This is a genomic window from Streptomyces pluripotens (assembly GCF_000802245.2).
Lineage (GTDB): Bacteria > Actinomycetota > Actinomycetes > Streptomycetales > Streptomycetaceae > Streptomyces > Streptomyces pluripotens.
In genome coordinates this window covers 3,227,468-3,253,237 of sequence record NZ_CP021080.1, presented here as the reverse complement: position 1 = coordinate 3,253,237, position 25,770 = coordinate 3,227,468, and the positions used below count along the sequence as shown (strand labels likewise).

General features: G+C 70.7%; 22 protein-coding genes. 15 read left to right on the top strand and 7 right to left on the bottom strand.

From position 1 onward, the window contains the following. Nucleotides 1-91: 91 nt before the first annotated feature. On the top strand, nucleotides 92-1,375 hold the full coding sequence (locus LK06_RS14545; RefSeq protein WP_039650505.1) for an adenylosuccinate synthase: 1,284 nt from the start codon (nucleotides 92-94) through the stop codon (nucleotides 1,373-1,375). A 222-nt stretch (nucleotides 1,376-1,597) separates the two neighbouring features. Continuing rightward, nucleotides 1,598-3,424, top strand: coding sequence for a bifunctional metallophosphatase/5'-nucleotidase (locus LK06_RS14540; protein ID WP_043410370.1), 1,827 nt, complete (start codon nucleotides 1,598-1,600; stop codon nucleotides 3,422-3,424). Nucleotides 3,425-3,532: 108 nt separating this feature from the next. On the opposite strand, the gene LK06_RS14535 is transcribed toward LK06_RS14540, so the two are convergent. The 4 genes from LK06_RS14535 to LK06_RS14520 form a co-directional block, all read right to left on the bottom strand. Continuing rightward, a complete protein-coding gene (locus tag LK06_RS14535; protein WP_052318823.1) occupies nucleotides 3,533-3,832 on the bottom strand; it encodes a hypothetical protein in 300 nt (99 codons plus the stop codon). Nucleotides 3,833-3,866: 34 nt separating this feature from the next. Beyond that, a complete protein-coding gene (locus LK06_RS14530; protein WP_039650501.1) occupies nucleotides 3,867-4,517 on the bottom strand; it encodes a hypothetical protein in 651 nt (216 codons plus the stop codon). 140 nt (nucleotides 4,518-4,657) lie between these two features. Further along, nucleotides 4,658-5,353 (bottom strand): GntR family transcriptional regulator, encoded by a 696-nt coding sequence (locus LK06_RS14525; protein WP_039650499.1) that lies wholly within the window; start codon nucleotides 5,351-5,353, stop codon nucleotides 4,658-4,660. Between the two features lie 157 nt (nucleotides 5,354-5,510). After that, nucleotides 5,511-6,866, bottom strand: coding sequence for an aspartate aminotransferase family protein (locus LK06_RS14520; protein WP_039650497.1), 1,356 nt, complete (start codon nucleotides 6,864-6,866; stop codon nucleotides 5,511-5,513). A gap of 443 nt (nucleotides 6,867-7,309) precedes the next feature. Here LK06_RS14520 and LK06_RS14515 point away from each other — a divergent pair, with 443 nt between their 5' ends. Further along, nucleotides 7,310-9,346 carry a serine/threonine-protein kinase gene (locus LK06_RS14515; protein WP_039650494.1) on the top strand — a complete coding sequence of 679 codons (2,037 nt, stop codon included), beginning with the start codon at nucleotides 7,310-7,312 and terminating at the stop codon, nucleotides 9,344-9,346. A gap of 56 nt (nucleotides 9,347-9,402) precedes the next feature. On the opposite strand, the gene LK06_RS14510 is transcribed toward LK06_RS14515, so the two are convergent. Then, nucleotides 9,403-10,152 carry an SLATT domain-containing protein gene (locus LK06_RS14510; RefSeq protein WP_039650492.1) on the bottom strand — a complete coding sequence of 250 codons (750 nt, stop codon included), beginning with the start codon at nucleotides 10,150-10,152 and terminating at the stop codon, nucleotides 9,403-9,405. Between the two features lie 302 nt (nucleotides 10,153-10,454). On the opposite strand from LK06_RS14510, the gene LK06_RS14505 reads away from it, so the two are divergent. The 8 genes from LK06_RS14505 (at nucleotide 10,455) to LK06_RS14475 (ending at nucleotide 17,020) form a co-directional block, all read left to right on the top strand. Next, nucleotides 10,455-10,799: a YbaB/EbfC family nucleoid-associated protein gene (locus LK06_RS14505; protein WP_039650490.1), complete on the top strand. Its 345-nt coding sequence runs from the start codon at nucleotides 10,455-10,457 to the stop codon at nucleotides 10,797-10,799. A gap of 55 nt (nucleotides 10,800-10,854) precedes the next feature. Continuing rightward, nucleotides 10,855-11,454 (top strand): recombination mediator RecR, encoded by a 600-nt coding sequence (recR, locus tag LK06_RS14500; RefSeq protein ID WP_039650488.1) that lies wholly within the window; start codon nucleotides 10,855-10,857, stop codon nucleotides 11,452-11,454. Then, nucleotides 11,447-12,109, top strand: coding sequence for a DUF5063 domain-containing protein (locus LK06_RS14495; RefSeq protein ID WP_039650486.1), 663 nt, complete (start codon nucleotides 11,447-11,449; stop codon nucleotides 12,107-12,109). The genes recR and LK06_RS14495 overlap by 8 nt, the downstream gene beginning before the upstream one ends. Nucleotides 12,110-12,383: 274 nt before the next feature. Continuing rightward, on the top strand, nucleotides 12,384-13,661 hold the full coding sequence (locus tag LK06_RS14490) for an aspartate kinase (RefSeq protein ID WP_039650484.1): 1,278 nt from the start codon (nucleotides 12,384-12,386) through the stop codon (nucleotides 13,659-13,661). Nucleotides 13,662-13,689: 28 nt separating this feature from the next. After that, nucleotides 13,690-14,742, top strand: a complete 1,053-nt coding sequence (locus LK06_RS14485; RefSeq protein ID WP_039650482.1) for an aspartate-semialdehyde dehydrogenase — start codon at nucleotides 13,690-13,692, stop codon at nucleotides 14,740-14,742. Nucleotides 14,743-15,137: 395 nt separating this feature from the next. Beyond that, complete coding sequence (locus tag LK06_RS14480; protein WP_078858713.1) at nucleotides 15,138-15,809, top strand: SigE family RNA polymerase sigma factor; 672 nt, start codon at nucleotides 15,138-15,140, stop codon at nucleotides 15,807-15,809. Continuing rightward, on the top strand, nucleotides 15,810-15,941 hold the full coding sequence (locus LK06_RS34875) for a hypothetical protein (RefSeq protein WP_267886076.1): 132 nt from the start codon (nucleotides 15,810-15,812) through the stop codon (nucleotides 15,939-15,941). Beyond that, a complete protein-coding gene (locus tag LK06_RS14475; RefSeq protein WP_039650479.1) occupies nucleotides 15,938-17,020 on the top strand; it encodes a hypothetical protein in 1,083 nt (360 codons plus the stop codon). Before LK06_RS34875 ends, LK06_RS14475 begins: the two co-directional genes overlap by 4 nt. Before the next feature lie 112 nt (nucleotides 17,021-17,132). Here the strand turns inward: LK06_RS14475 and LK06_RS14470 are convergent, their stop codons facing one another. Beyond that, the gene (locus LK06_RS14470; protein ID WP_174673875.1) at nucleotides 17,133-17,924 is read right to left on the bottom strand and encodes an SURF1 family protein; all 792 of its coding nucleotides are present in this window, start codon (nucleotides 17,922-17,924) and stop codon (nucleotides 17,133-17,135) included. Between the two features lie 423 nt (nucleotides 17,925-18,347). On the opposite strand from LK06_RS14470, the gene LK06_RS14465 reads away from it, so the two are divergent. The 4 genes from LK06_RS14465 to LK06_RS14450 all read left to right on the top strand — a co-directional run bounded on the left by LK06_RS14465 (nucleotide 18,348) and on the right by LK06_RS14450 (nucleotide 23,591). Continuing rightward, nucleotides 18,348-20,141 (top strand): S9 family peptidase, encoded by a 1,794-nt coding sequence (locus tag LK06_RS14465; protein WP_043432328.1) that lies wholly within the window; start codon nucleotides 18,348-18,350, stop codon nucleotides 20,139-20,141. A gap of 87 nt (nucleotides 20,142-20,228) precedes the next feature. Beyond that, on the top strand, nucleotides 20,229-21,260 hold the full coding sequence (locus LK06_RS14460) for a permease (protein WP_043432327.1): 1,032 nt from the start codon (nucleotides 20,229-20,231) through the stop codon (nucleotides 21,258-21,260). Beyond that, a complete protein-coding gene (locus LK06_RS14455) occupies nucleotides 21,257-21,970 on the top strand; it encodes a TIGR03943 family putative permease subunit (RefSeq protein ID WP_043432325.1) in 714 nt (237 codons plus the stop codon). Before LK06_RS14460 ends, LK06_RS14455 begins: the two co-directional genes overlap by 4 nt. A 91-nt stretch (nucleotides 21,971-22,061) precedes the next feature. After that, nucleotides 22,062-23,591, top strand: a complete 1,530-nt coding sequence (locus LK06_RS14450; RefSeq protein ID WP_043410136.1) for a membrane protein — start codon at nucleotides 22,062-22,064, stop codon at nucleotides 23,589-23,591. A 108-nt stretch (nucleotides 23,592-23,699) separates the two neighbouring features. On the opposite strand, the gene LK06_RS14445 is transcribed toward LK06_RS14450, so the two are convergent. Then, a complete protein-coding gene (locus LK06_RS14445) occupies nucleotides 23,700-25,751 on the bottom strand; it encodes an NAD(+) synthase (RefSeq protein WP_039650467.1) in 2,052 nt (683 codons plus the stop codon). Between the last annotated feature and the right edge of the window lie 19 nt (nucleotides 25,752-25,770).

Below are 25,770 nucleotides of genomic sequence, written 5' to 3'. Positions count from 1 at the left end.
GCGGCCAACGACGGTCGCGGTGGCACGGCGGTGAACCTTACGCCCAAGCCCCCGACCTTGGACATGCCCCGCCCGGAAGGGGTGTACGCGCGTGCCCGCACTTGTGCTGCTCGGTGCTCAGTGGGGTGACGAAGGCAAGGGGAAGGCGACCGACCTGCTCGGTGGCTCGGTGGACTATGTGGTGCGTTACCAGGGCGGCAACAATGCCGGCCACACGGTGGTCGTCGGCGACCAGAAGTACGCACTCCACCTTCTCCCTTCCGGAATCCTCTCGCCCGGCTGTACGCCGGTCATCGGCAACGGTGTCGTCGTCGACCCGTCGGTCCTGCTCTCCGAGCTGAGCGGTCTGAACGAGCGAGGCGTCGACACGTCCAAGCTCCTGATCAGTGGTAACGCGCACATCATCACGCCGTACAACGTGACCGTCGACAAGGTGACGGAACGCTTCCTCGGCAAGCGCAAGATCGGTACGACCGGCCGCGGCATCGGTCCGACCTACGCGGACAAGATCAACCGGGTCGGCATCCGGGTCCAGGACCTCTATGACGAGTCGATCCTCACCCAGAAGGTCGAGGCGGCCCTCGACGTCAAGAACCAGGTCCTGACCAAGCTGTACAACCGGCGTGCGATCGCCGTCGGTCAGGTGGTCGAGGAGCTGCTGGGCTACGCCGAGCAGATCGAGCCGTACGTCGCCGACACGGTGCTGGTCCTTAACCAGGCCCTGGAGGACGACAAGGTCGTCCTGTTCGAGGGCGGCCAGGGCACCCTGCTGGACATCGACCACGGCACGTACCCCTTCGTCACCTCCTCGAACCCGACCGCCGGCGGTGCCTGCACCGGCGCGGGCGTCGGCCCGACGAAGATCAGCCGGGTCATCGGCATCCTGAAGGCCTACACCACCCGGGTCGGCGCCGGACCCTTCCCGACCGAGCTGTTCGACGAGGACGGCGAGGCGCTGCGCCGTATCGGCGGCGAGCGGGGCGTGACCACGGGTCGCGACCGCCGCTGCGGCTGGTTCGACGCCGTCATCGCCCGCTACGCGACCCGCGTCAACGGTCTGACCGATTTCTTCCTCACCAAGCTGGACGTACTGACCGGCTGGGAGCAGATCCCGGTCTGCGTGGCGTACGAGGTCGACGGCAAGCGCGTCGAGGAGCTGCCGTACTCGCAGACCGACTTCCACCATGCCAAGCCGGTCTATGAGACCCTGCCCGGCTGGTCCGAGGACATCACCAAGGCGAAGTCCTTCTCCGACCTGCCGAAGAACGCCCAGAACTACGTCAAGGCGCTGGAGGAGATGTCTGGCGCCCCGATCTCCGCGATCGGCGTCGGCCCGGGCCGGGACGAGACGATCGAGATCAACTCGTTCCTGTAGGCCTGCCCGCGGGCCCTTCCTGTAGGCGCGGTTACGCCTTCGTGAACGCCCGACCGGTTTCTCCGGTCGGGCGTTCGGCATGGAGCATTACTGACTCATCCTTGACCGTGACATGACTCATTCCTGGTTTCGGGGGGCCTGGGTGGACGCGAGCATCTACGCGAGTAGCCCTGCACGATCGCCCCTGTCTACTCGCGTCAACCCAGCTTCCCTGGAGCCTGTATGCCCGTCAGTCCCATGAACCGCCGTGAGTTCGTGAAGAAGTCGGCCGTCACCGGTGCCGTCGTGGCCGCCGCCGGAGCGGCCGGCACCGGAACCGCCGAAGCCGCCGACCGCAAGCACCGTCACCACCACAAGGCCCCGCACACCTGGTCGTTCTCCATCCTCGGCACCACGGACCTGCACAGCCACGTCTTCGACTGGGACTACTACAGGGACGCCCCCTACACCGACAAGGCGGGCAACTCGGTGGGCGTCGCCCGGGTCGCCACCCTCATCAAGCAGCAGCGTGAGGAGAAGGGCGAGCACCGGGTCCTCCTGGTCGACGCCGGCGACATCATCCAGGGCACCTCACTGGCCTACTACTTCGCCCGCGTCGACCCGATCACCGGCACCGACGGCACCCCGGGCCCCAAGCACCCGATGGCCGTGGCCATGAACCACATGCGCTACGACGCCGCCGCCCTCGGCAACCACGAGTTCAACTACGGCATCGAGCTGCTGCGGAAGTTCGAGAGCCAGTGCGACTTCCCGCTGCTGGGCGCGAACGCCTGCGACGCCAAGACCCTGCGGCCCGCGTTCCAGCCGTACACCATCAAGCGCATCCGCGTGCCGCACGGTCCCGACATCAAGGTCGGCATCCTCGGCCTCACCAACCCCGGCATCGCGCTGTGGGACAAGGACAACGTCAGCGGGAAGATGGTCTTCCCCGGTCTGGTCGAGCAGGCGAAGAAGTTCGTGCCCCGGCTGCGGGCGCTGGGCTGTGACGTCGTCTTCCTGACCGACCACTCCGGTCTCGACGGTTCCTCGTCCTACGGTGACGAACTCCCCTACGTCGAGAACGCCTCGAACCTGGTTGCCGAGCAGGTCCCGGGCATCGACGCGATCCTGGTCGGCCACACCCACGTGGAAGTCTCCTCCTACACGGTCAAGAACGAGGAGACCGGCGAGGACGTCCTCCTCTCCGAGCCGTACTGCTACGGCAAGCGCCTGACCGTCTTCGACTTCGACCTCGAATTCCACTGCGGCCGGTGGCGGGTGACGAACAAGAAGGCGCAGACCCTCAACCCCAACGCGGTGGACGAGGACCCGGAGATCAAGAAGCTCCTGGAAGCCGACCACGAACTGGTCGTGAAGTACGTCAACACCCCGGTCGGCACCTGCACCCAGGACCTGTCGGCGGCGGAGTCGTGCTGGAAGGACGTCCCCGTCATGGACTTCATCCACGAGGTCCAGATGGCGAAGGTCGCCTCCGGCCTGTCGGCCGCCGACGCCGCCCTCCCGCTCATCTCGGTCGCCGCTCCCTTCAGTCGTACCGCCGACATCCCGGCCGGCGACGTGACGATCCGTGACATCGCCGGCCTCTACATCTACGACAACACCCTCTACGGCAAGAAGCTCACCGGCGCCCAGCTGAAGGACTACCTGGAGTACGCGGCGAAGTACTACCACCAGGTCCCGTCCGGTACGACGGTGGACACCTCCACCCTCACCAACGCCAACAAGTTCTGGGACTACATGTACGACACCGCCGCCGGTGTCGACTACGAGATCGACATCGCCCAGCCGGAGGGCTCCCGCATCAAGCACCTCACCTACCAGGGCGCACCGGTCGCCGACGACCAGGTCTTCGTCGTCGCCGTCAACAACTACCGCGCCAACGGTGGCTCCGGTTACCCGCACATCGCCGACGCCGACATCGCCTTCAGCTCCATGTCGGAGATCCGCCAGCTGATGATCGACTACGTGACCGAGAAGAAGACCCTCGATCCGGCCGACTTCGCGGCCGTCAACTGGAAGCTGACGCAGGACGGAACGCCGGTGTTCTGAGACTCGGGGACCGGGCTCGCCCGGACCTGGCAGCGGGCCCGCTGACCCGCGACCGCAACGAGAGGGCGCCCCACGGGGCGCCCTCTTCGTTCACGGTTCGTCTCCGGTTCATTTCCCCGGCCCGTCCGCCAGCAACTCACCGATCGTGAAACGGGTGCTGAAGGTCTGCCAGGCACCGTCGATGACGAGCAGGAACCCGTCACCGTGCCGGAACAGCCTACGGCGCTTGGGCCGCTTGGGCCGCTTGGGCCGCTTGGGGTGCTCCGGGGCGTAGCGCCGGGCGAGCGCATCCAGTTCGGCCAGCGCCTCCGCGCGCGTGCCCTCCACGTGGGCCGTCACGAACGTCTCGGTGTGCTTCGATTCGCCGTTGCCCGTAGTGGTCTCGATGACCAGGCCCCAGGTCGTCATGCGGTCGCCCCTTCCCCCTTCGGTGGTCCGTGCCTCAGCTGAACACGATCATCGACCCCTGCGCCAGAGACCGGGTCGCCGCCGCGTGCAGGCCCAGCCATACGTGCCGTTCGCGGGCGAAGGGGCTGGCGTCGTAGGCGGCCGGCGTGGCCGGTTCCTCCAGTTCGGTGGGGGCGCTCGGCGGGTTCGGGGGTGCCGGAGGGTTGGCCGGATCGATGCCGATCGCCGGGGCCACGTGCTGGAGCTCCCGTAGAAGTGCCTGGGAGGAGCCCAACGGGCCTCCGCCGGCGAGGAGTTCGTCATTCGAAAGGGGTTGCGGGAAGTCGACGGGGACGTAGGCGCCTGCGTGGTCGTAGTGCCAGACCAAGTGGGACTGCTGGGCCGTCGACTCGAACATCTCCAGCAACTGCTCGTAGTCGCCGCCCAGTTCGTCCACCGGGGCCACCGGCAAGCCGCAGACCTGGAGCAGGTACACCCGGCGCAGGAAGTGCAGGGCGTCGTAATCGAAGCCGGCCACCGGGGCGACATCACCGGACAGACCCGGCATGTACGGGTACACCGGCACTGGCGGGAGTCCGGCCTCGGCCAGCGCCTTGTTGTATTGCGCGAGTTCCTCGGCGAAGGGGTTGTCCGGGGTGTGACACAACACATCGACGAGCGGTACCAGCCACAGGTCGCAGGCCAAAGAGGGCTCCTCGCATGGGCGGGCGCGGTCACGCGCTGCAAGCGGTCGGGCAGCAGGTGGTCGCGCAGCGGGTGGTCAGGGAAGGGTAGTCGGTACCGGCCCGGAGCGGCTCCCCCTCCCGTACGGACCGTACTGGTCACCTACCCGTTGGTCAGCTGTTCCAGCAATGCCAGTGAGTGGGCGTTGGCGGCGGCGACGACTGAGCGGGCGGTCTCGGTCTCGCGGCGGGCGAGGGCGTCGACCAGGTCCGTGTGCCCGGCCCAGAGCCGCCCGCGCAGGTCGGGGAGGCGGAGCAGGTGCTGGACCGCGCACACCCAGGACTGGACGCGCAGGCGGTGCAGGAAGTCGCCGAGGTAGGGGTTGCCGAACAGCGCGCTCAGCTCACGCCAGAAACGGAGGTCGTAGCCGATGAGGATGGTGAGGTCGCCCGCGGTGGCGGCCCGCTGGGCCTCCTCCCCGCGGCGGCGCACGGTGGTCAGGGCCGCAGTCGTGAGGGGGTCCTCCACGGGGGTGCGGAAGGCGGGGTGCCCCGAGGTCAGCGCCTGGAACATGCCGTCGGTGACCAGAGTGCGGGCCTCGATCATGTTCCGGAAGTCGGCGATGCAGTAGTCCGGCACGCGGAAGCCGCGGTGCTGGTCGGCCTCCAGGATGCCTTGCGCGGACAGGTTGACCAGCGCCTCGCGGACGGGGGTGGCGGAGACGCCGTACTGTTCGGCGATCTCCTTGACGGTGAAGGCCCGGCCCGGTCGCAGCCGTCCCGCCAGCACCTCGTCACGGAGCGCGTCCGCGATCTGCTGGCGCAGGGTGCTGCGCGTCACGGGGCCGTTGCCGGGCATGGTCCGGGCCTTTCCTCACGCGTGTGGGTGACGTACTCGTACGTTTTCGCGTACTCGCCATGTCTTACGAGCACGTCACCTTACGCGTTCGGATCGGCCCGGCGGCAGCCGTGGTTCGGTCACACGGTGTGACGTCTTCCCCGGAGCGTCGCGGTGGTCACACCGTGTGCTCGTCGGCCACGGTCAGTGCGGCGTCGAGCGCGGCCAGTCCCTCCTTCAGCTCGGCTTCGGTCGCGTTGCACGGCGGCACGACGTGGGTGCGGTTCATGTTCACGAAGGGCCACAGGCCGTGCTGCTTGGCGGCGGCGGCGAACGCGGCCATGGGCGCGTTGGCCTCGCCTGCCGCGTTGTACGGCACCAGCGGCTCGCGGGTCTGGCGGTTCTTCACCAGCTCCAGCGCCCAGAACATGCCGGTACCGCGCACCTCGCCGACGCTCGGGTGGCGCTGGGCCAGTTCGGCGAGGCCAGGGCCGACGACCGTCTCGCCGAGTCTCCTGGCGTTCTCGACCACGCCCTCCTCCGCCATCGCGTTGATCGTGGCGACGGCGGCGGCACAGGCCAGGGGATGGCCGGAGTAGGTGAGGCCGCCGGGGTAGGGGCGTGTGCCGAAGGTCTCCGCGATCCTCGGGGAGATCGCGACGCCGCCGAGCGGGACATAGCCCGAGTTCACGCCCTTGGCGAAGGTCATCAGGTCGGGCACCACGTCGAACAGATCGGCCGCGAACCACTCGCCGGTGCGCCCGAAGCCGGCCATGACCTCGTCCAGGATGAAGACGATGCCGTGCTTGTCGCACAGCTCGCGCACCCCGGCCAGGTATCCGGGCGGCGGGACCATGATTCCGGCCGTACCGGGGATGGTCTCCAGGATGATCGCGGCGATGGTGCCGGGGCCCTCGAAGGCGATCGTCGTCTCCAGGTGCTCCAGGGCCCGCGCGGTCTCCTGCTCCTCGGTCTCGGCGTAGAAGCGGGACCGGTAGAGGAACGGCGTCCAGAAGTGCACGACACCGGCGCCGGCATTGTCGGAGGCCCAGCGGCGGGGGTCACCGGTGATGTTCACGGCCTGTTGGGTGCCGCCGTGGTATGAGCGGTAGGCCGAGAGCACCTTCGCACGGCCCGTGTGCAGCCGGGCCATGCGGACCGCGTGCTCGACGGCGTCCGCGCCCCCGTTGGTGAAGAAGATCTTGTCCAGGTCGCCGGGGGTCCGTTCGGCGATCAGCCGGGCCGCCTCCGAGCGCGCCTCCACGGCGAACGCGGGGGCGAAGGTCGTCATCCTGGCGGCCTGTTCCTGGATCGCCGCGACGACCTTGGGGTGCTGGTAGCCGATGTTGGTGTAGACGAGCCCGCTGGTGAAGTCCAGGTACCGCCGGCCGTCGTAGTCCCAAAAGTACGACCCCTCGGCGCCGGCGACGGCGAGCGGGTCGATGAGGTCCTGCGCGGACCAGGAGTGGAAGACGTGTGCGCGGTCCGCGGCCTTCACTGCGGCGCCGGCTTCGTGATGGGGCTGAGGGGTCATGCGGGCGAGGGTAAATGTCCGGCATGCGGACGGGATATCGGCGTCCTGTTCCGTGGAGGGGAGGTATCCGCGACAGGTTGTCGAGCGGAGGCGGGGAGCGGCGACGGGGAGGGCGATGTCACGGGGGAGACGAAGAGCGGCGGAAGGAAGAGGGGGGCGGGGAGGGAAAGGAGGGGGAGGGGCGGGGAGGGAAAGGACGGGGAGGGGCGGGGAGAGAAGGGCAAGGGGCGGAAGGGGGAAAGCGGAGTGGGAAAGGGGGGCGGAAGGGGGGAAGGAGCGGTGTGGCACAGGGAGGTGGCACGGTTTCCGCAGCCGTCCGCGTCGGCCTCGGGCGGGCCGGGCCGGCCCGTTACGGAACCGTAGACCCCGGCTTGCTGTCCACTTTGTTCGGCCGCACTATTCTCGCTCTGTTGCAGACCGATGTGGGGGGAAGGCGGCGCGGGATGGACAAGCTGGGACCGGGGGATCCGCAGCAGATCGGGGCCTACCGGCTGCTCGCGCGGCTGGGTGCGGGCGGTATGGGGAACGTCTACCTGGCCCGGTCGGACCGGGGACGTACCGTCGCCGTGAAACTGGTCCGCGCGGAACTGGCCGCGCAGGAGGAGTTCCGGGCGCGGTTCCGGCAGGAGGTGCGGGCCGCGCGGCGGGTCGGCGGGCACTGGACCGCTCCCGTGCTGGACGCGGACACCGAGGCCGCGGTGCCGTGGGTGGCCACCGGGTACGTGGCCGGGCCGAGCCTGCAGCAGGTGGTGGGGCAGGACCACGGGGCGCTGCCCGAGCGGTCGGTTCGGATCCTCGCGGCGGGGCTCGCGCACGCGCTCAAGGACATCCACGCGGCGGGGATCGTGCACCGTGACCTCAAGCCGTCCAACGTGCTGGTGACCATCGACGGGCCACGGGTGATCGACTTCGGCATCGCGCGGGCGCTGGAGCAGACCTCGGTGGGCGGGGAAGGGCTCACCCGTACCGGGTCGCTGGTCGGGTCGCCCGGGTTCATGGCGCCCGAGCAGGTGCGGGGCGACCGGATCACGCCGGCCTGCGACGTCTTCTGCCTCGGGTCCGTACTCGCTTATGCGGCGACCGGGGTGCTGCCCTTCGGCGCCGCCAACAGTGGTGTGCACGCGCTGATGTTCCGGATCGCCCAGGAGGAGCCGGATCTGGAGGGGGTGCCGGAGGGCATCGCCGACCTGGTGCGGGACTGCCTGAAGAAGGATCCGGCGGCTCGGCCCTCGCTGGACGCGATTTTGGAGCGGACCGGGGCGGAGGACACGGTGACCGGGGGGCGGTCGCGGGATCCGTGGCTCCCGGGCGCGTTGGTGGCGCAGCTGGGACGGCACGCGGTCCGGTTGCTGGAGGTCGAGGATCCGCAGGGTGCCACGGCGGTGTCGGCGGAGGAGCCCGGGGACATCCGGCCCACGGCCGGGCCCGGATTCCCGCCCGCCCCGGCCGGGCCGCCCGCACCGCACGTGCGGCAATCGCCGCCGGGCGCTGGTGCCGGTGGGGCGCAGACCCCTTCCGCGGGGGTGAGTGGACGGCCGCCCGAGCACGCGCCCGCGTCCGACGGGATGACCTTGCCGGCTGCCCCGGCAGGCCCCGCCCCGGCCGGCGACGGCGGTGGCGTCGTCCATCACCTGCCGACCGTCGCGGCCGGGCAGACGCCGCCGCCCGGCGCGCCCCCGGCGCCGCCGGGATTCGGGGTGGCGCCCGGGACGTACGGGCATCCGCACCAGCACGCCGGGCCCCCGGCCGTCGCCGCTCATCCGCAGCAGCCGGGAGCCGGGGCGTGGGGTGGGGGACAGCCGCCGTACAACCCCTATGGCGGCGGGCTCGGTTCCACCCCGCCGTACGGGCCGCCGGCGTACGGCCCTTCGCCGGTCGGTGCGATCCAGGAGCCGGACCGGCGCAGCGGGCGGTCCACGGCGCTGCTCGTCGTGATAGCGCTGGTCGTGGCGCTGGGCGCGGGCGGCACGGTGTACGCGCTGATGAGGAACGGCAGCGGTACCGACGCCAAGGGCGGCAGTGTGACCGGCCCTGCGTCGGCGGTCGCCTCGACGCCGCCCTCGGCCACCTCCAAGGCGCCCGCTCCGACCACGTCGGCGCCGTCGGCCTCCGCCTCCGCGCAGGGGGAGATCCCGGAGGTGTACCTGGGCACCTGGGAGACCGAGATCGACAACGCCCTCGGCGCCCACCCCCGTGAACTGACCATCGCGCAGGGGAAGGTGGGCGACACCGTGTTGAGGCTGGTCGCGGACGGGCCCACCAACGGCGGCGGGACGTACCACTGTGTCTTTGAGGCCAGGCTCGCCGAGCAGCCGGGCGGCGGCGGCCCGTTGGAGATCGGGCCGTCCAGCGTGGTCACCGGCGAGCCCGCTTCGGCCTGCTCCCCGGGCGAAGCCACCGAGGTCACCCTGCTGTCGGACGGGAAGCTCAAGCGAGCGAAGCGCAGCGGGGGCGGGAGCCTGACGTACACCAGGCAGTGAGCGGACCGGGGATAACCGGTTCCGCTCGCCCGGTCACCTGTGCTCCCGCGGGGCGCCTACCGGGCCTCCGGCGGCCGTTGCCGGGGCATGTTCGGGCGGGAGCCGTTCGCCGGCGGCAGTGGAAAGCGGCCCGTCGAGCCTCCCTGCTCCTGCCGTGGTACGGCCGCCACCGCCGTCTGGATGCCCAGCGGTGCCGCCCCGGTGCGGAACTCCACCATCCAGTCGGTCGTCTCCGTGCGCACCAGTTCCGTCACGTCCTCCGAGAAGCGCCGCAGGACGCCCAGGCACCGTTCGGCGGCCTCGCTCGCCGTGCCCTCCGCCGGTCCCAGCACCTCCCGTACGCTCTCCGAGGCCCAGTCGAACTGCAGTACCTGCAACCGTCGCTGTACCGCCTGCGCCGTCGCCACGTCCCTCATCCACCCGGACGTCACCCCGAAGAACCGGTCGATGCCGACACAGGCGGCCCCGAGCAGCAGTGCCAGGCAGCCCCATGGCGCCACCCCGCCGGCCGCGCCGGTCAGGTCCAGCAACGGCAGCCCGGCTCCGGCCACCGCACCCGCCGCGGCGCCGGACCGCAGTGCCCGGGCGCTGCGCCGCTTCCCTGTCCGGTCCCGCATGTACCAGGCCGCTGTCTCCTGTGCCCCGCGCTCCACCCACCGGTACAGCTCGTCGAGGCGCTCGGCGGGTTCTCCCCAGTCTCCGAGCGGAAAGGCGCGCCCGGTCAGATCACCCGGCCGCAGCCCGGCCGCCTCCTCGCCCCGCCCGTCCTGAGGCGGCCCATCGGGCTGCATCTCCGGCTGACCCACCCGGCACTCCCTACTGATCACGACCGGTCACGTTGCGTGACATTTCATGCCGACGCGCGGCACCCTTCCTACCGCCCAACGGGTGGCGGGGAGGGAGCTTTCCCGGCTTTTCCGCTCGGAAGAGGGCCTTGATCAGGTATAGGACCGTCAACGTTCTCACCCGAAAGAGTGGTGGGGCGATGGTCGCGTGGACCACGTAGGCTCGTGCACAACGGTGAAAAGCGTTGGAGAGTGGCGTCGCAACGCGGCGTCGGAGAGCGGCGTCGGAGAGCGGCGTCGGAGAAGACAGCGAGGAGCTGATCGTGATCCCCGGTGGTGGCCAGCCCAACATGCAGCAGTTGCTCCAGCAGGCCCAGAAGATGCAGCAGGACCTGCAGCAGGCGCAGGAGGAACTGGCGAACACGGAGGTCGACGGGCAGGCGGGCGGCGGCCTGGTGAAGGCCACCGTGACCGGCTCCGGTGAGCTGCGTGCGCTGCTGATCGACCCGAAGGTGGTGGACCCGGAGGACACCGAGACCCTCGCCGACCTGATCGTGGCGGCTGTACAGGCGGCCAACGAGAACGCTCAGACGCTGCAGCAGCAGAAGTTGGGCCCGCTGGCCCAGGGCCTGGGTGGCGGGACCGGCATTCCCGGTCTCCCTTTCTAAGACCGGCCGCAGCCAACTACGGTACGTACCGTACGACTCCAGGAAGGGCAGTCCGTTGTACGAAGGCGTGGTCCAGGACCTCATCGACGAGCTGGGGCGGCTGCCCGGCGTCGGTCCCAAGAGTGCGCAGCGGATCGCCTTCCACGTCCTGCAGGCCGAGCCGGCGGACGTGCGGCGGCTCGCGCAGGCGCTCCTGGAAGTGAAGGCGAAGGTCCGTTTCTGCGCGGTCTGCGGCAACGTGGCGCAGGAGGAGCTGTGCAACATCTGTCGTGACACGCGGCGCGACCCCGCCGTCATTTGCGTGGTGGAGGAGCCCAAGGACGTCGTCGCCATCGAACGTACCCGCGAGTTCCGCGGCCGCTATCACGTCCTCGGCGGCGCGATCAGCCCGATCGAGGGGGTGGGTCCCGATGATCTGCGTATACGAGAACTTCTCGCGAGGCTGGCCGACGGGACGGTCACGGAACTGATCCTGGCCACGGATCCGAATCTCGAAGGCGAGGCCACGGCGACGTACCTCGCCCGCATGATCAAGCCCATGGGCCTGAAGGTCACCCGCCTGGCCAGCGGCCTCCCGGTGGGTGGCGACCTGGAATACGCGGACGAGGTCACCCTCGGCCGCGCCTTCGAGGGGAGACGACTCCTAGATGTCTGACGCCACGCTGCACGCCACGACGCAGAACCCGGACGACTTCGCGGTCCAGATCGCGGACCAGATCGAGAGTTTCCTGGTGGCCGTCTCGGAGGTGGCGAGGGGCGACGAGCCCGGCTCGACGGTTCCCTTCCTCCTCCTGGAGGTCTCCCAGCTCCTGCTGGCCGGCGGCCGGCTGGGCGCGCACGAGGACATCGTCCCCGATGAGCGCTACGAGCCCGACCTGGGCCCCGAGCCGGACGTGGACGGGCTCCGTGAGAACTTCGCCCGCCTGCTGGAGCCCGTCGACGTCTACTCCGAGGTCTTCGACCCCTACGAGCCCCGCAAGGCACCAGTCCCGGCCCGTGTCTCCGACGACCTGGCCGACATCATCACCGACCTCCGCCACGGCATGGCCCACTACCGGGCGGGTCGCACCACGGAGGCCCTGTGGTGGTGGCAGTTCTCCTACTTCTCCAACTGGGGCCCCACGGCCTCGGCGGTGCTGCGTGCCCTGCAGTCGGTCCTCATCCACGTCCGCCTGAACCAGCCCCTGGACGAACTCGACGGCCTCGACACCGATCAGGCCGCCATGGGTGACGAGACCTTGGAGTTCGAGGCCGGCCGTGTGATGGCGGAGGAGATCGGCGGTCCGCTGGGCATCCGGCCGGGCAAGTAGCCGGACACTTGGCTGCCGGTTTTCGCGCTGCTCTCCGCGGGTCAGGGCCCCATCCGCTCCGCACCCGTCGCCCCGGTGCAGGGCTCGGGGAGCGCAGGAATGTGACCCGGCACACTTTGTGGCGTGGCACTGCCCGCGCTGGGCAGGTACCGGAACCGAGTGCTCGATGCCTCGGACCCGGCCGGCCCCATGTCTCACCATGCGGGAACAGGGTGGTGGAATTCGGGCGCTCGATAAACTGAGCCGACATAAACGAACCGAGCGAGGAGCGCACGTGGGCCTTGTCGTGCAGAAGTACGGAGGCTCCTCCGTAGCCGATGCCGAAGGCATCAAGCGCGTCGCCAAGAGGATCGTGGAAGCGAAGAAGAACGGCAACCAAGTTGTCGTCGTCGTTTCCGCGATGGGCGACACGACGGACGAGCTGATCGATCTCGCCGGGCAGGTTTCCCCCATGCCTGCCGGGCGGGAATTCGACATGCTGCTGACCGCCGGAGAGCGGATCTCCATGGCCCTGCTGGCCATGGCGATCAAGAACCTGGGGCACGAGGCCCAGTCGTTCACCGGCAGCCAGGCAGGCGTCATCACTGACTCGGTCCACAACAAAGCGCGGATCATCGATGTCACGCCGGGCCGGATCAGGACGGCGCTCGACGAGGGCAACATCGCGATCGTCGCCGGTTTCCAGGGCGTCAGCCAGGACAAGAAGGACATCACCACGCTGGGGCGCGGCGGGTCCGACACGACCGCGGTGGCCCTCGCGGCGGCGCTGGACGCTGAGGTCTGCGAGATCTACACCGACGTCGACGGCGTGTTCACCGCCGATCCGCGGGTGGTGAAGAAGGCGAAGAAGATCGACTGGATCTCCTTCGAGGACATGCTGGAGCTCGCGGCCTCCGGGTCCAAGGTGCTGCTTCACCGCTGTGTGGAGTACGCCCGCCGCTACAACATCCCGATCCATGTCCGGTCCAGCTTCAGCGGGCTCCAGGGCACCTGGGTCAGCAGTGAGCCGATTATGCAAGGGGACAAGAAGGTGGAGCAGGCCATCATCTCCGGTGTCGCGCATGACACCTCCGAGGCCAAGATCACGGTCGTCGGCGTGCCGGACAAGCCGGGTGAGGCCGCCGCGATCTTCCGTAGCATCGCCGACGCCCAGATCAACATCGACATGGTCGTGCAGAACGTGTCCGCCGCCTCCACGGGTCTGACGGACATCTCCTTCACGCTGCCCAAGACCGAGGGTCGCAAGGCCATCGGCGCGCTGGAGAAGAACAAGCCCGGCATCGGCTTCGACTCGCTGCGCTACGACGACCAGATCGGCAAGATCTCGCTGGTCGGCGCCGGCATGAAGACCAACCCCGGCGTCACCGCCACGTTCTTCGAGGCGCTGTCCGACGCGGGCGTGAACATCGAACTGATCTCGACCTCCGAGATCCGCATCTCCGTCGTCACCCGCAAGGACGACGTGTCCGAGGCCGTCCGCGCCGTGCACACCGCCTTCGGGCTGGACTCCGCCACCGACGAGGCCGTCGTCTACGGCGGCACCGGCCGATGACCACCCCGGTGTACGGAGGCGCACGACGATGACCGGGAAGCCGACGCTCGCGATCGTGGGAGCGACCGGAGCCGTCGGTACGGTCATGCTCCAGATCCTGTCCCAGCGCGCGGACATCTGGGGCGAGATCCGTCTGATCGCCTCCCCGCGTTCGGCCGGCCGCAAGCTGGCCGTGCGCGGTGCGGAGGTCGAGGTGGTGGCCCTGGCGGAGGAGGCCTTCGACGGGGTCGACATCGCGCTGTTCGACGTGCCGGACGAGGTCGCCGCCCAGTGGGTGCCGGTTGCCGCCGCGCGCGGGGCGGTCGTCGTCGACGGCTCCAGCGCCTTCCGGATGGACCCGGACGTGCCACTGGTGGTACCCGAGGTCAATCCGCACGCGGTGCACAACCGTCCGCGCCAGATCGTCGCCAACCCCAGCTGCACGACCCTGACGATGATCGTCGCCCTGGGCGCGCTGCACGCCGAGTTCGGGCTGCGTGAGCTGGTGGTGTCGTCCTATCAGGCGGTGAGCGGGGCCGGACGGGCGGGTGTGGACACGCTCAGGTCCCAGCTGTCCCTGGTGGCCGGTACGGAGCTCGGGGCCAAACCGGGGGACGTCCGGCGGGCCGTCGGCGACGACACCGGGCCGTTCCCGGAACCGGTCGTGCTGAACGTCGTTCCCTGGGCCGGGTCGCTCCGGGCGGATGGCTGGTCGTCGCAGGAGATGAAGGTGCGGGACGAGTCCCGCAAGATCCTCGGGCTGCCGCAACTGCCGGTCGCCGTGACCTGTGTGCGGGTGCCGGTGGTCACCACGCACTCGCTGACCGTCCACGCCCGTTTCCAGGACGAGGTGACGGTCGACGGTGCTCGCGAGATCATCGCCACCGCGCCGGGCGTGGTGCTGTGCGACGATCCCGCGGCCGGTGAGTTCCCCACGCCTGCCGACGTGGTGGGCACCGATCCGACCTGGGTCGGCCGGGTGCGGCGGGCGTTGGACGACCCGAGCGCGCTGGAACTTTTCGTGTGTGGCGACAATCTCCGCAAAGGGGCCGCGCTGAACACTGTGCAGATCGCCGAGCTGATCGCGGCGGAGTCCTGCTGAGCGGGGCGCGGAGCTCCGGTCCCGTCGGCCCGATGCCGTAAACAACCTGCTGGGGAGCGGATCCATTTGTAGGATCCGCGTAAGCAATGTGTCCAGGAGCATGGTCCGGACCACTTGAACCGGGCCGTGCGCCAGCAGAGGATCAACGAAGGACCTTCCTCCCCGCCCCGCGCAACCGCGTCCAGGGCGGGGAGCGTCTTTGCGGTCACCCTCGTGGGGCCTGCGGACACGATGATCCTGGCGTGGGGACGCCGTGATCGGGGCGTGGGGACGCCCGTTCAAATGGGATATAGGGGAAGAGCGGGGCGCATGACGGCACTTGAGGCACCGTCGGTTGTCGCACATGTGACGTCGGACATGTACAACCCTGGACGGGGGAGACGTGTCCAACTGGCGTGGCAGAGGTACTCGAACTCAGTACGGCCCGCCGTGGCCTGGCCCTGCGGCCGCCCGGCGCGGTGCGCCGTCCCCGCCCGCCCGGCGGCATGCCGGTGATCGCGCCCATGCCCGCAGCGCGGCCCGCCCGCATACCCAGCCAGCGTGACGGTGTCGAGGAGACCACGACGACCGCAGTCGGTACCACCGTCGACCATCTCACCGAGACCTACCGGGCCCATTACCGCTCACTGCTCGGCCTCGCCGCGCTCCTCCTCGACGACACCGCCTCCTGCGAGGACGTCGTCCAGGAGGCCTTCATCCGCGTCCACTCGGCCCGCAAGCGCGTCCGCGACCCGGAGAAGACCCTTGCCTACCTCCGGCAGACGGTGGTCAACCTCTCCCGGTCCGCCCTGCGTCGACGCATCCTCGGCCTGAAGCTGCTCGCCAAGCCGATGCCGGACATGGCCAGTGCGGAGGAGGGTGCCTACGACCAGTTGGAGCGGCGCGACCTCATCCAGGCGATGAAGGGACTCCAGCGCCGCCAGCGCGAGGTTCTCGTGCTGCGCTACTTCGCGGACATGACGGAGGCCCAGGTCGCTGAGGCCCTCGGAATATCCCTGGGTTCGGTGAAGGCGTACGGCTCGCGTGGCATAGCCGCGCTGCGGACAGCCATGGAGAGAACGGCATGAGTGAGCGAGTCGAAGGGGGCGGTCCTGGTGGACGCCGCTTCCACGAACGCCACGAGCCCCGAGCCCGGCAAGAACCGGTGGAGCGGCACGCGCAAGAGCACGCCCCAACGCACACTGGGAACGGAACTGTGAACCACGGCCCCGACGGCAGTGGCCCCGATGGGTTCGATTCCGGACTTGCACCGGACGAACTGGCCCTGCGACGGCTGCTGCATTCCGCCGTCGACGACATCGAGCCGAGCGCCGGCACGCTGGAGCACCTGCTCCGGGCCGTCCCCGCTCGACGGGCCCGCAAGCGGCAGGCCGCCGTCGGAGCGGTCGCCGCGGCCCTGTTCCTCTGCACCGCAGTACCCGCCCTGGTCCACGTCTCCAACGCCGGCGGTTCCGATCCCAACACCGCCATGGCCGGCGAGTCCTCGCAGGCCCAAGGCGGTACCGGCCAGGGCACGGACAAGGCCGCCGATTCGGGTGGCAGGAAGGACTCCGGCAGCGCGACAGCCCAGCCCGGCAGGCGGAGCGGCGGCGGAGACCAGAAGGGCGGGAGTGCGGGCAGCGCCGCCGGCGTGACCAGGGACGCCACCCCGTCCTCGGCCCCGTCCCAGGGTGCTCCGATGTGCACGGCGGCCCAGCTGGGTTCCGCCACCGGCAGTGCCGACGCGCCCGACTCCGTCGGCGTCGTCTACGGCACCTTCCAGGTCACCAACATCTCCAGCACCGCATGCACCGTCGGCGGCGAGGGCGCCATCGGCACCACCGTGCAGGGTGCCCCCGACCCGGCCGAGATCGCCACCGTTCGGCACACGGCGGGGGACGCGGCGACGGCACTGCCCGACCCCACTCTCGAGGTCTCCGGGCTGGTCCTGCAGCCGGGCGCGGTCTACGAGGAGAAGTTCGCCTTCGTACCCTCGGCGGCCTGCCCCGCCGCCGGTGGCGGCAGCAGCACCTCCGGCGGCTCGGACACCGGCGCCGCCAGCCCCGACCCGACGCCTTCCCAGGACGCCGCTCCCTCCGGCGGCACGGCCTCCGGCAGCGACACTTCCGGCAGCACGTCCTCCGGCGTCACCACCCAGCTGGTCACCGAGGACGGTACGGTCGGCGGCGGCATCACCGTCACCCACACTCCGCAACCGGGCTCCCCGGCAGTCTCGGTGAGGGTGCCCGACGCCTGCGCGGGCACGGTGTACTACACCGGAGTGCTGGCAGGGGCGTGAAAAGGCCCGGTCTGGTGGCACACGTGCCGCCGAACCCGCCGGCGGCCGGCCCGGTCGGTACCCGGGTCGACACGGGTGACCGTGCCCGTTTTGACGGGTACCCCGACACCGGTCACCCGCCGGCCACGGTCTCCCGGTCAGTCCCCTGCGTCACCAGGCCCAGCGCAGCGTCCCGTTGCGACTCCACCTCCCGGCGCAGCAGCCGGAACCACATGAACACCACGAACCCGGCGAAGACGAACCACTCGCCCGTGTAGCCCAGGTTCTGGAACGCCTTCAGATCCAGCCCGGTGCCGCCCGGTGCGGTCGCGGGCACGGCCTTCATCCCCGAGTCGGCCTTGTCCAGGGTGATCCAGGCGTCATAGAGCCGGTACGGCACCAAGTTCACCAGTGACGCCGAGCTGATGGCCGCCGTCTGCCCGGCCGGCAGCCCGCTCCGCGCGCTGACGCCGTTGTCCCCTGGGGTCTCTGACGCCTGCAGCGCTCCGGTGACGGTGACCTCACCGCTCGGCGGCGCGGGCGCCTTCGCCGAGTCCGCCGCGCCCGGCAGCCAGCCGCGCACCACGGGCAGGGCCTTGCCGGAACCGGTGCGCAGCAGGGTGAGCACGTAGAAGCCGCGCTTGCCGTCCACTTCCCGGCCGGGCACCAGGAGCTGCTTGCCGTAACGGCCGCTCGCGGTGACCCGCCGCCCCGAGGTGCTCTTGTCCACGGGCAGCATCCCGTCCAACGGTCGGGCGGTCTCGTGCCGACCGCTGGCGGCCTGCTCGGCCGCCGCACGGTGGTCCTGCACCCGTGCCTCGAACCGGCTCAACTGCCAGGACCCCATGAAGACGCAGAACGGGACGGCGAGCAGCACGAAGACGTTGATGCCCCACCAGCGGGGTGTCAGCAGAAACCGGTACACGCCCTCCACGGTACGGCGCCTGCGGGGAAGCCCCGGCCGGGGGGCCGGTGGTAGCGATCGCGTACCCCGTGGTCCCCGAAGCCCCCTGCCCTCGGCGTCCTCAATATTCCGAATGTCTCTGATATGTCGAGCACATCGGGCGTTCCGGGCGTTCCGGGCGTTCTCGGCCGCGCGTAGTTCTCCGAGTCGCGGGAGACGGCCGGGGAGGTGATGGGAGGTGATCGGAGGTGGTCCGCGTGCCTGCGATCGGACAGTTGTCCACAGGCTGTGCGCACCCGCCCCCCAGGCGGCGACTCGACCAGGCACTATGGGCGCATGACTGGGGCCATGAGTGAGAGCAGGACGCCGGGCGCGTCGGACACACCAGACGAATTGCATGCAGCGGATGCACCGGATGCATCGAATACGTCAGATGCACCGGACATGCCGGACTGGGAGAAGCGCTTCCGAGCGCCGCGCGTGTCGCTGCCCGACTGGGCAGAGGGCGCGCCGGAGCGCTCCCTGTTCGTGTCGAACGCGACGGGCACGTACGAGCTGTACGCCTGGGACCGCGCCACGGGTGGGCAGCGACAGGCGACGGACCGGCCGAACGGCACCACGGACGGGGTGCTCTCCCCGGACGGCTCCTGGATCTGGTGGTTCGACGACAAGGACGGCGACGAGTTCGGCATCTGGCGCCGCCAGCCGTTCACCGGCGGGGCGGACGAACCGGCCGTCCCCGGCCTGGCCCCCTCTTACCCGGCCGGCCTGGCCCTGGCCCGCGACGGCCGGGTGGCGGTCGTCGGCCGTTCCACGGACGAGGACGGCACCACCATCCACCTCGCGGGGACGGGCGGCGCCCCGGTCGAGATCTACCGGCACCGCGAGTCGGCGAGTGTGGGAGACCTCTCCCACGACGGCTCCCTGATCGCCGTCGAGCACACCGAGCACGGTGACGCCATGCACGCGGCGCTGCGCGTACTGCGCCCGGACGGCTCGACGGTCGCCGAACTGGACGACACCGAGGGCGGCACGCGGGAGCTGGGCCTGGAGGTGCTGGGTTTCGCCCCGGTCGACGGCGACACCCGCCTGCTCATCGGCCACCAGCGCCGGGGCCGCTGGGAGCCGCTGGTGTGGGACGTGGCGACGGGCACGCAGACGGACGTCGCTCTGAACCTACCCGGTGACGTCGGCGCCGAGTGGTATCCGGACGGTTCCGCCCTCCTCGTCGTGCACGGATTCGAGGCCCGCAGCGAACTGTTCCGCTACGACCTGGCGGAGCGTGAGCTGACCCGCATCCCGACCCCGCCCGGCACGGTCTCCGGTGCGACGGCCCGCCCCGACGGCAGTGTGGAGTACCTGTGGTCGTCGGCCGCCGAGCCCCCGGTGGTGCGGTCGACGACCGGCCGGATCGTCCTGGACCCGCCCGGCATGACCTGCCCGCCATCGGTAGAAGTGCAGGACGCGTGGGTCGAGGGCCCGGGCGGCCGGATCCACACCCTGATCCAGCGTCCAACCGGTGCCACCGGACCGTTGCCCACGGTCTTCGACCTGCACGGCGGCCCGACCTGGCACGACAGCGACTCCTTCGCGGCGGGCCCGGCCGCCTGGGTCGACCACGGCTACGCCGTGGTCCGCGTCAACTACCGCGGCTCCACCGGATACGGCCGGGCCTGGACGGACGCCCTCAAGCACCGGGTCGGCCTGATCGAACTGGAGGACGTGGCCGCGGTGCGCGACTGGGCGGTCTCCTCCGGCCTCGCCGACCCGGACCGGCTGATCCTCACCGGCGCCTCCTGGGGCGGCTACCTCACCCTGCTCGGCCTCGGCACCCAGCCCGAGGCGTGGACGGTGGGCATCGCGGTGGTCCCGGTCGCGGACTACGTCACCGCGTACCACGACGAGATGGAGTCCCTGAAGGCCATGGACCGCACGCTGCTGGGCGGCACCCCGGAGGAGGTCCCCGAGCACTTCGAGGCATCCTCCCCACTGACCTACGTCGACCGGGTCGAGGCCCCCGTGCACATCTCGGCGGGCGTCAACGACCCGCGGTGCCCCATCCGCCAGGTCGACAACTACGTCAAGCGCCTGGAGGCCCGGGGCGCGGTCCACGAGGTGTACCGGTACGACGCCGGGCACGGCTCACTGGTGGTGGATGAGCGGATCAAGCAGGTGAGACTGGAGCTGGACTTCGCGCAGCGGCACCTGGCCGCGCGGACCGCCTGCCCGGCGGGGTAGGCAAGGCTGCGCCATCGGGCCTGAACGGCGACACGGGAACGGGCGTACTGAGAAGGCAGGCAGAACACCAGCCGGAGGTACGCACCCGTGACCGTCACCGAAGACGCCTCGCCCGGCGCCAGCACGCACGGCCCGGCACACCCACGCGGCGGCCGGCCGGGCAAGGAGGACCGGCGGCTCAGTTCCCCCTTGGTGCTGACCCTGACGCTCCTGCTGGCGGTGCTCGCCCAGTCCCCGATCCGCGGGCTCCTCGCTACCCCGCGGATGCAGAGCTGGACGACGGTGTTCGTGGCGGTGACCGTCCAGGCGCTGCCGTTCCTGGTGCTGGGCGTGCTGCTCTCGGCGGCGATCGCGGTGTTCGTGCCCCCGTCGTTCTTCGCGCGCGCCCTCCCGCGCCGCCCTGCCCTGGCCGTTCCCGTGGCAGGGGTCGCGGGTGCGGTGCTGCCGGGCTGCGAGTGCGCGTCGGTGCCGGTGGCGGGCGCTCTGGTCCGCCGGGGCGTCACCCCCGCGGCGGCCCTCGCGTTCCTGCTGTCCGCTCCCGCGATCAACCCGATCGTGCTGACCGCGACCGCCGTCGCCTTCCCCCGGAACCCGGAGATGGTCCTGGCCCGGTTCCTGGCGAGCCTGCTGGTGGCGTGCGCGATGGGCTGGTTGTGGCACCGCCTGGGCCGTACGGACTGGCTGCGCCCACCGGCCCACGGTGCACACGAGGGCGCGACCAGGGGGGAGACGTTCTGGAACTCGGTCCGGCACGACATCATGCACGCCGGCGGCTTCCTGGTGCTCGGCGCGATGGCCGCGGCCACGCTGAAGGCGGTGACCCCACCGGACTGGCTGCGCACGGCGGCCGGCAGTCCGCTGTTCTCCGTCCTGGCCCTCGCCGTCCTGGCCGTCCTCCTGTCCATCTGCTCGGAGGCGGACGCGTTCGTCGCCGCTTCCCTCACCCAGTTCTCCCCGACGGCCAAGCTGGTGTTCCTGGTGGTGGGCCCGATGATCGACCTCAAGCTCTTCGCGATGCAGGCCGGCACCTTCGGCCGCGCCTTCGCGCTCCGCTTCGCCCCGGCGACCTTCGTGCTGGCCGTGGCGGGCGCCGTCCTGACGGGTGTGGTACTGCTGTGAACCGCCAGGCCCAGGCCGCCGTCCTGTTCCTGCTCGGCGCCGCCCTGCTGCACGCCGGCACCACCGGCCTCTATCTGCGCTACGTCAAGGCGGGCCTCCGCCCACTGCTGCTGGCCTCGGGAGCGGTCCTGGTCGTGGCGGCGCTGGCGACGGCCTGGTACGAGCGCCGGCGCCACCGCAGCTCCCGCCACACCGCTGAACACCCCGAACCACGCATTTCCTGGCTCCTGCTGCTGCCGCTGCTCGCCCTCATCCTCGTCGCCCCGCCAGCCCTCGGCTCCTACAGCGCGGTGCGCACCGGCACGGCCCTGCAGAGGCCGTACGGCTACGGGCTATTGCCCGCCGGTGATCCGGTCCCGCTGTCCGTGGTCGACTACGCTTCCCGCGCCGCCTACGGCCACGGTCGCTCACTGCACGGCCGCGCCGTCCGCGTCACCGGTTTCCTCGCCCTGGACCACGCCGGCTCGCCGTACCTGGTCCGCATGGCCCTCAACTGCTGCGCCGCGGACGCCCAGCCGGTGAAGATCGCCCTGACCGGCGAGCTGCCGCCGGTACTGCGCCCGGACGCCTGGCTGGAGGTGACGGGCAGGTACGCCACAGGGGTCGCCCACGATCCGGTCAACAACGGGCCCATCCCCTACCTGAAGGTCACGTCGGCCAGACCGGTTCCGGTGCCGCACGACCCGTACGACGAGACCTGGAACAACTGAGCGCGGAGGTCGGAACACGGCAGCGACGAGTCCCCCACATTGCCGTAACCGGCACAGGAACTGCGGTGCGCGTGTTGTCACCATTGCGGTCATGAACGCCTCGGAATATGTCTGCCGTCCCCGCTCGAAGCGCAGCCTCTGGTTCGTCGTGGGACTCGGGGTGGCCGGGGCGCTCACCGCCGGGGCGGCGTTCGGGTACCGGGGCGGTCTTCCTGCCTGGTGGGGGCTCGTCGGTTTGGTGGCGGTGGTGGTGGGTGCCGTGGCGTTGTACCAGGTGACCGCCCGGGTGGCTGCCGACGCGTACGGCGTGCACTCCTGGACACTGCTGCGCCGCCGCAGCGTGCCGTGGCATGACATCGCGGAACTGCTCGTCCGTGTGAAGACCCTGCCCCGGGGCGGTGAGACCCGCCGGGTCGTCCTGGCGATGCGGGACGGGCGCAGGCGGACGCTGCCGCAGCCGGCGAGCTCGACGCCGGGCGACGAACACTTCGCCACGCAGCTGTCCGGCCTGCGCGAGGTCCACCGCCGCCACGGCGGTACGGAGCCGGGCCGGCTCCGCGTCGTCACCGATGACGCGGCGGGCAGCGGCTGGGTGAGCCGGCTGTGCGCGTCCCTGCTGCTGCTCGCGGCTGCGGGTGCGGTCGCGTTCGCGGTGCCGGGTGCCTCGGCGTACGAGCGGCAGTACCAGGTGGCGCAGCCGTGTGCGGCCGGGCTGCAGCCGACCGGGGCCCGGCCCTGTCTGCGCACCGTACCGGCGGTGATCACACGGACCGAGCCGCACCTGCCGAAGCGGCAGAGCTGGCTGTACTTCGCCGGCGGCGGGCCCTCGGACCGGCTGGCCGTGTCCCGTGAGGCCGCCGAGGCGTTCCGGGCCGGTGACCGGGTCGAGCTGACCGTCTTCCGGGGCGAGGTGATGAAGGTCGCCGGAGAGCGCTACGTCTGGACGGGGCACGTCATCACCGGGGGGAGCTTGGCCGTCTTCGCGGCGGGTCTGGTCCTGCTCGCGGGGCTTCCCGGGGCCCAGGTGCTGCGGCGGTTGCGCGGGCGCCGACTGCCCGACGACGAGCGGCTGCCGTCGGCCCTGCCGTTCACGGGTGTCCTCGCCGGCACCGCCGTCTGGCTGCTGCCGCTGTGCTACCTGCACCCCACGACCCCGCTGGGCTCCGCACAGACGATCACCTGGTGGGCCGTCGGCTCGCTGGTCACCGCCGGCCTGTTGACCTGGGCCTGGCACGTCACCCGGATCCGCGTGCCGGGCGAGTCCGCGCCGACCCGGCGGCCGGAAGCGGAGGACGCGGCGGACGGTGACGTGTTCCTGGCCGCCCGTTTCCTGGAGGACACCGACTACAACCCCTATGGCTTCGGCACCCACATCGTCCTCGGCAACGAGGGGCCCGCAGTGACACCCCACCCGGGGCCGGGCCGGTTCGGGGCGAAGTCGGTTCCGGTGGAGCGGCTCACGGTGAAGAACGTACGGCGTGCCCGGGGTGCCGACGGCGACGGCGTTCCCGGTGACTGGCACGTCGCCGAACTGGACGACGCCGGCACGCCGGTCCGCCTGGCCGCGGCCCCCGACGACCTGGCGCGCATCATCCACGCACTGGCGCTCGCGAAGGCGTGAGCCGAGCGGGCGCCGGCGCCACACCGGACGCGGCCTCACCGGTCCAGGCCGCTGTCAAGGGCACGGATCGTGTCGGTTGTCGGCTGTCGGGCGCGGTGGACGCGGCGGCTAGGGTGCGGTGTCCGCGCCGTCGGGACCGAAGCGCTCCAGGTCCCGCAGCCAGGCCCGGGCGTTGCCGTCGGAGGGGGCTCGCCAGTCGCCGCGCGGCGAGAGCGAACCGCCGGCCGAGACCTTCGGGCCGTTGGGCATGGCCGAGCGCTTGAACTGCGAGAACGCGAAGAATCGACGGCAGAAGACCTCCAGCCAGTGCCGGATCTCCGCCAGGTCGTAGGCGACCCGCTTCGCCTCGGGGAACCCGGGCGGCCAGGCGCCCGTGTCCGGGGCGTGCCAGGCGTGCCAGGCCAGGAAGGCGATCTTCGACGGCCGAAAGCCGTAGCGCAGCACGTGGAAGAGCGTGAAGTCGTGCAGTGCGTACGGGCCGATCTTCGACTCGGTGGACTGGAGCTCCTCGCCCGGCACCAGCTCGGGACTGATCTCGGTGTCCAGGATGGCGACCAGGATCCGGCCGGTCTCCTCGTCGAACTGGCCGCTGCCGATGACCCAGCGGATCAGGTGCTGGATCAGCGTCTTCGGTACTCCGGAGTTCACGTTGTAGTGGCTCATCTGGTCGCCGACGCCGTACGTGGACCAGCCGAGTGCCAGCTCCGAGAGGTCGCCGGTGCCGAGCACGATGCCGCCGCGCTGGTTCGCCAGCCGGAACAGGTAGTCGGTGCGCAGGCCGGCCTGGACGTTCTCGAAGGTGACGTCGTACACCGGCTCACCGGCGGCGAACGGGTGCCCGATCTCCTGCAGCATCAGCTGCGCGGTCGGCGTGATGTCCAGCTCCGCCGGGGTGACGCCGAGCGCGCGCATCAGCCGGTGGGCGTTGTCCTTGGTGTGGTCGCTGGTGGCGAAGCCGGGCAGGGTGAAGGCCAGGATGTCACTGCGCGGCCGTCCGGCGCGGTCCATGGCCCGGGCGGCGACGATCAGCGCGTGCGTGGAGTCGAGGCCGCCGGAGACGCCGATGACCACCTTCGGGTCGCCGATCGCCGCCAGCCGCTGCTGCAGCCCGGCGACCTGGATGTTGTAGGCCTCGTAGCAGTCCAGGGCGAGCCGGTCGGGGTCGGCGGGCACGAACGGGAAGCGTTCGACACGGCGGCGCAGTCCCAGGTCGGTGGTGGGCGGGTCGAGTGCGAAGGAGACCGTCCGGAAATCGCCGGTGCGTGCTCCGTGGGTACGGCGGTTGTCGTCGAACGAGCCCACCCGCTGCCGCTCCTGCCGCAGCAGGTCCAGATCGACGTCGGCCACCGCGTACTGGTCGCCGAGCGGGAAGCGCTCGCTCTCGGCCAGCAGCGCACCGTTCTCGTAGATCATGGTCTGTCCGTCCCAGGACAGGTCGGTGGTCGACTCGCCGAGGCCGGCCGCCGCGTAGACGTAGGCGGCGAGGCAGCGGGAGGATCCCGAACGGCACATCAGCCTGCGGTCCTCGGCCCGTCCGACCGTGATCGGGCTGCCGGAGAGGTTGGCGAGGATGGTCGCGCCGGCCAGTGCCGCCTCGGCGCTCGGCGGCACCGGGACCCACATGTCCTCGCACACCTCCGCGTGCAGCACGAGTCCGGGCACGTCCGCCGCCTCGAAGAGCAGGTCCACGCCGAACGGTACGGTCTCGCCGCAGATCCGGATGGTCCCGCCACGCTCGTCGTCGCCCGAGGCGATCTGCCGGCGCTCGTAGAACTCGCGGTAGTTCGGTGGGTACGACTTGGGTACGACGCCGAGGACGCGACCGTGGTGCACGATCACCGCGCAGTTGTAGATCCGGTTGCGGTGGCGCAGCGGGGCTCCGACGACCAGCACCGGCAGCAGCTCCGCCGACCCGGCCGCCACCGACCGGACCGCCCGTTCGACCTCGTCCAGCAGCGCGTCCTGCAGCAGCAGGTCCTCGATCGAGTAGCCGCACAGGCCCAGCTCGGGGAAGACGGCGACGGCGACCCCGTCCTGCGCGCACTGCCGCGCCTGGCGCAGGACCGCTTCGGCGTTGGCGTGCGGGTCGGCGATGACGGTGTGGCCCGTGCACGCGGCGACGCGCGCGAAGCCGTGCTGATAGATCGACCAGAAGTTCAACGGGACTTCCCTCTTGACG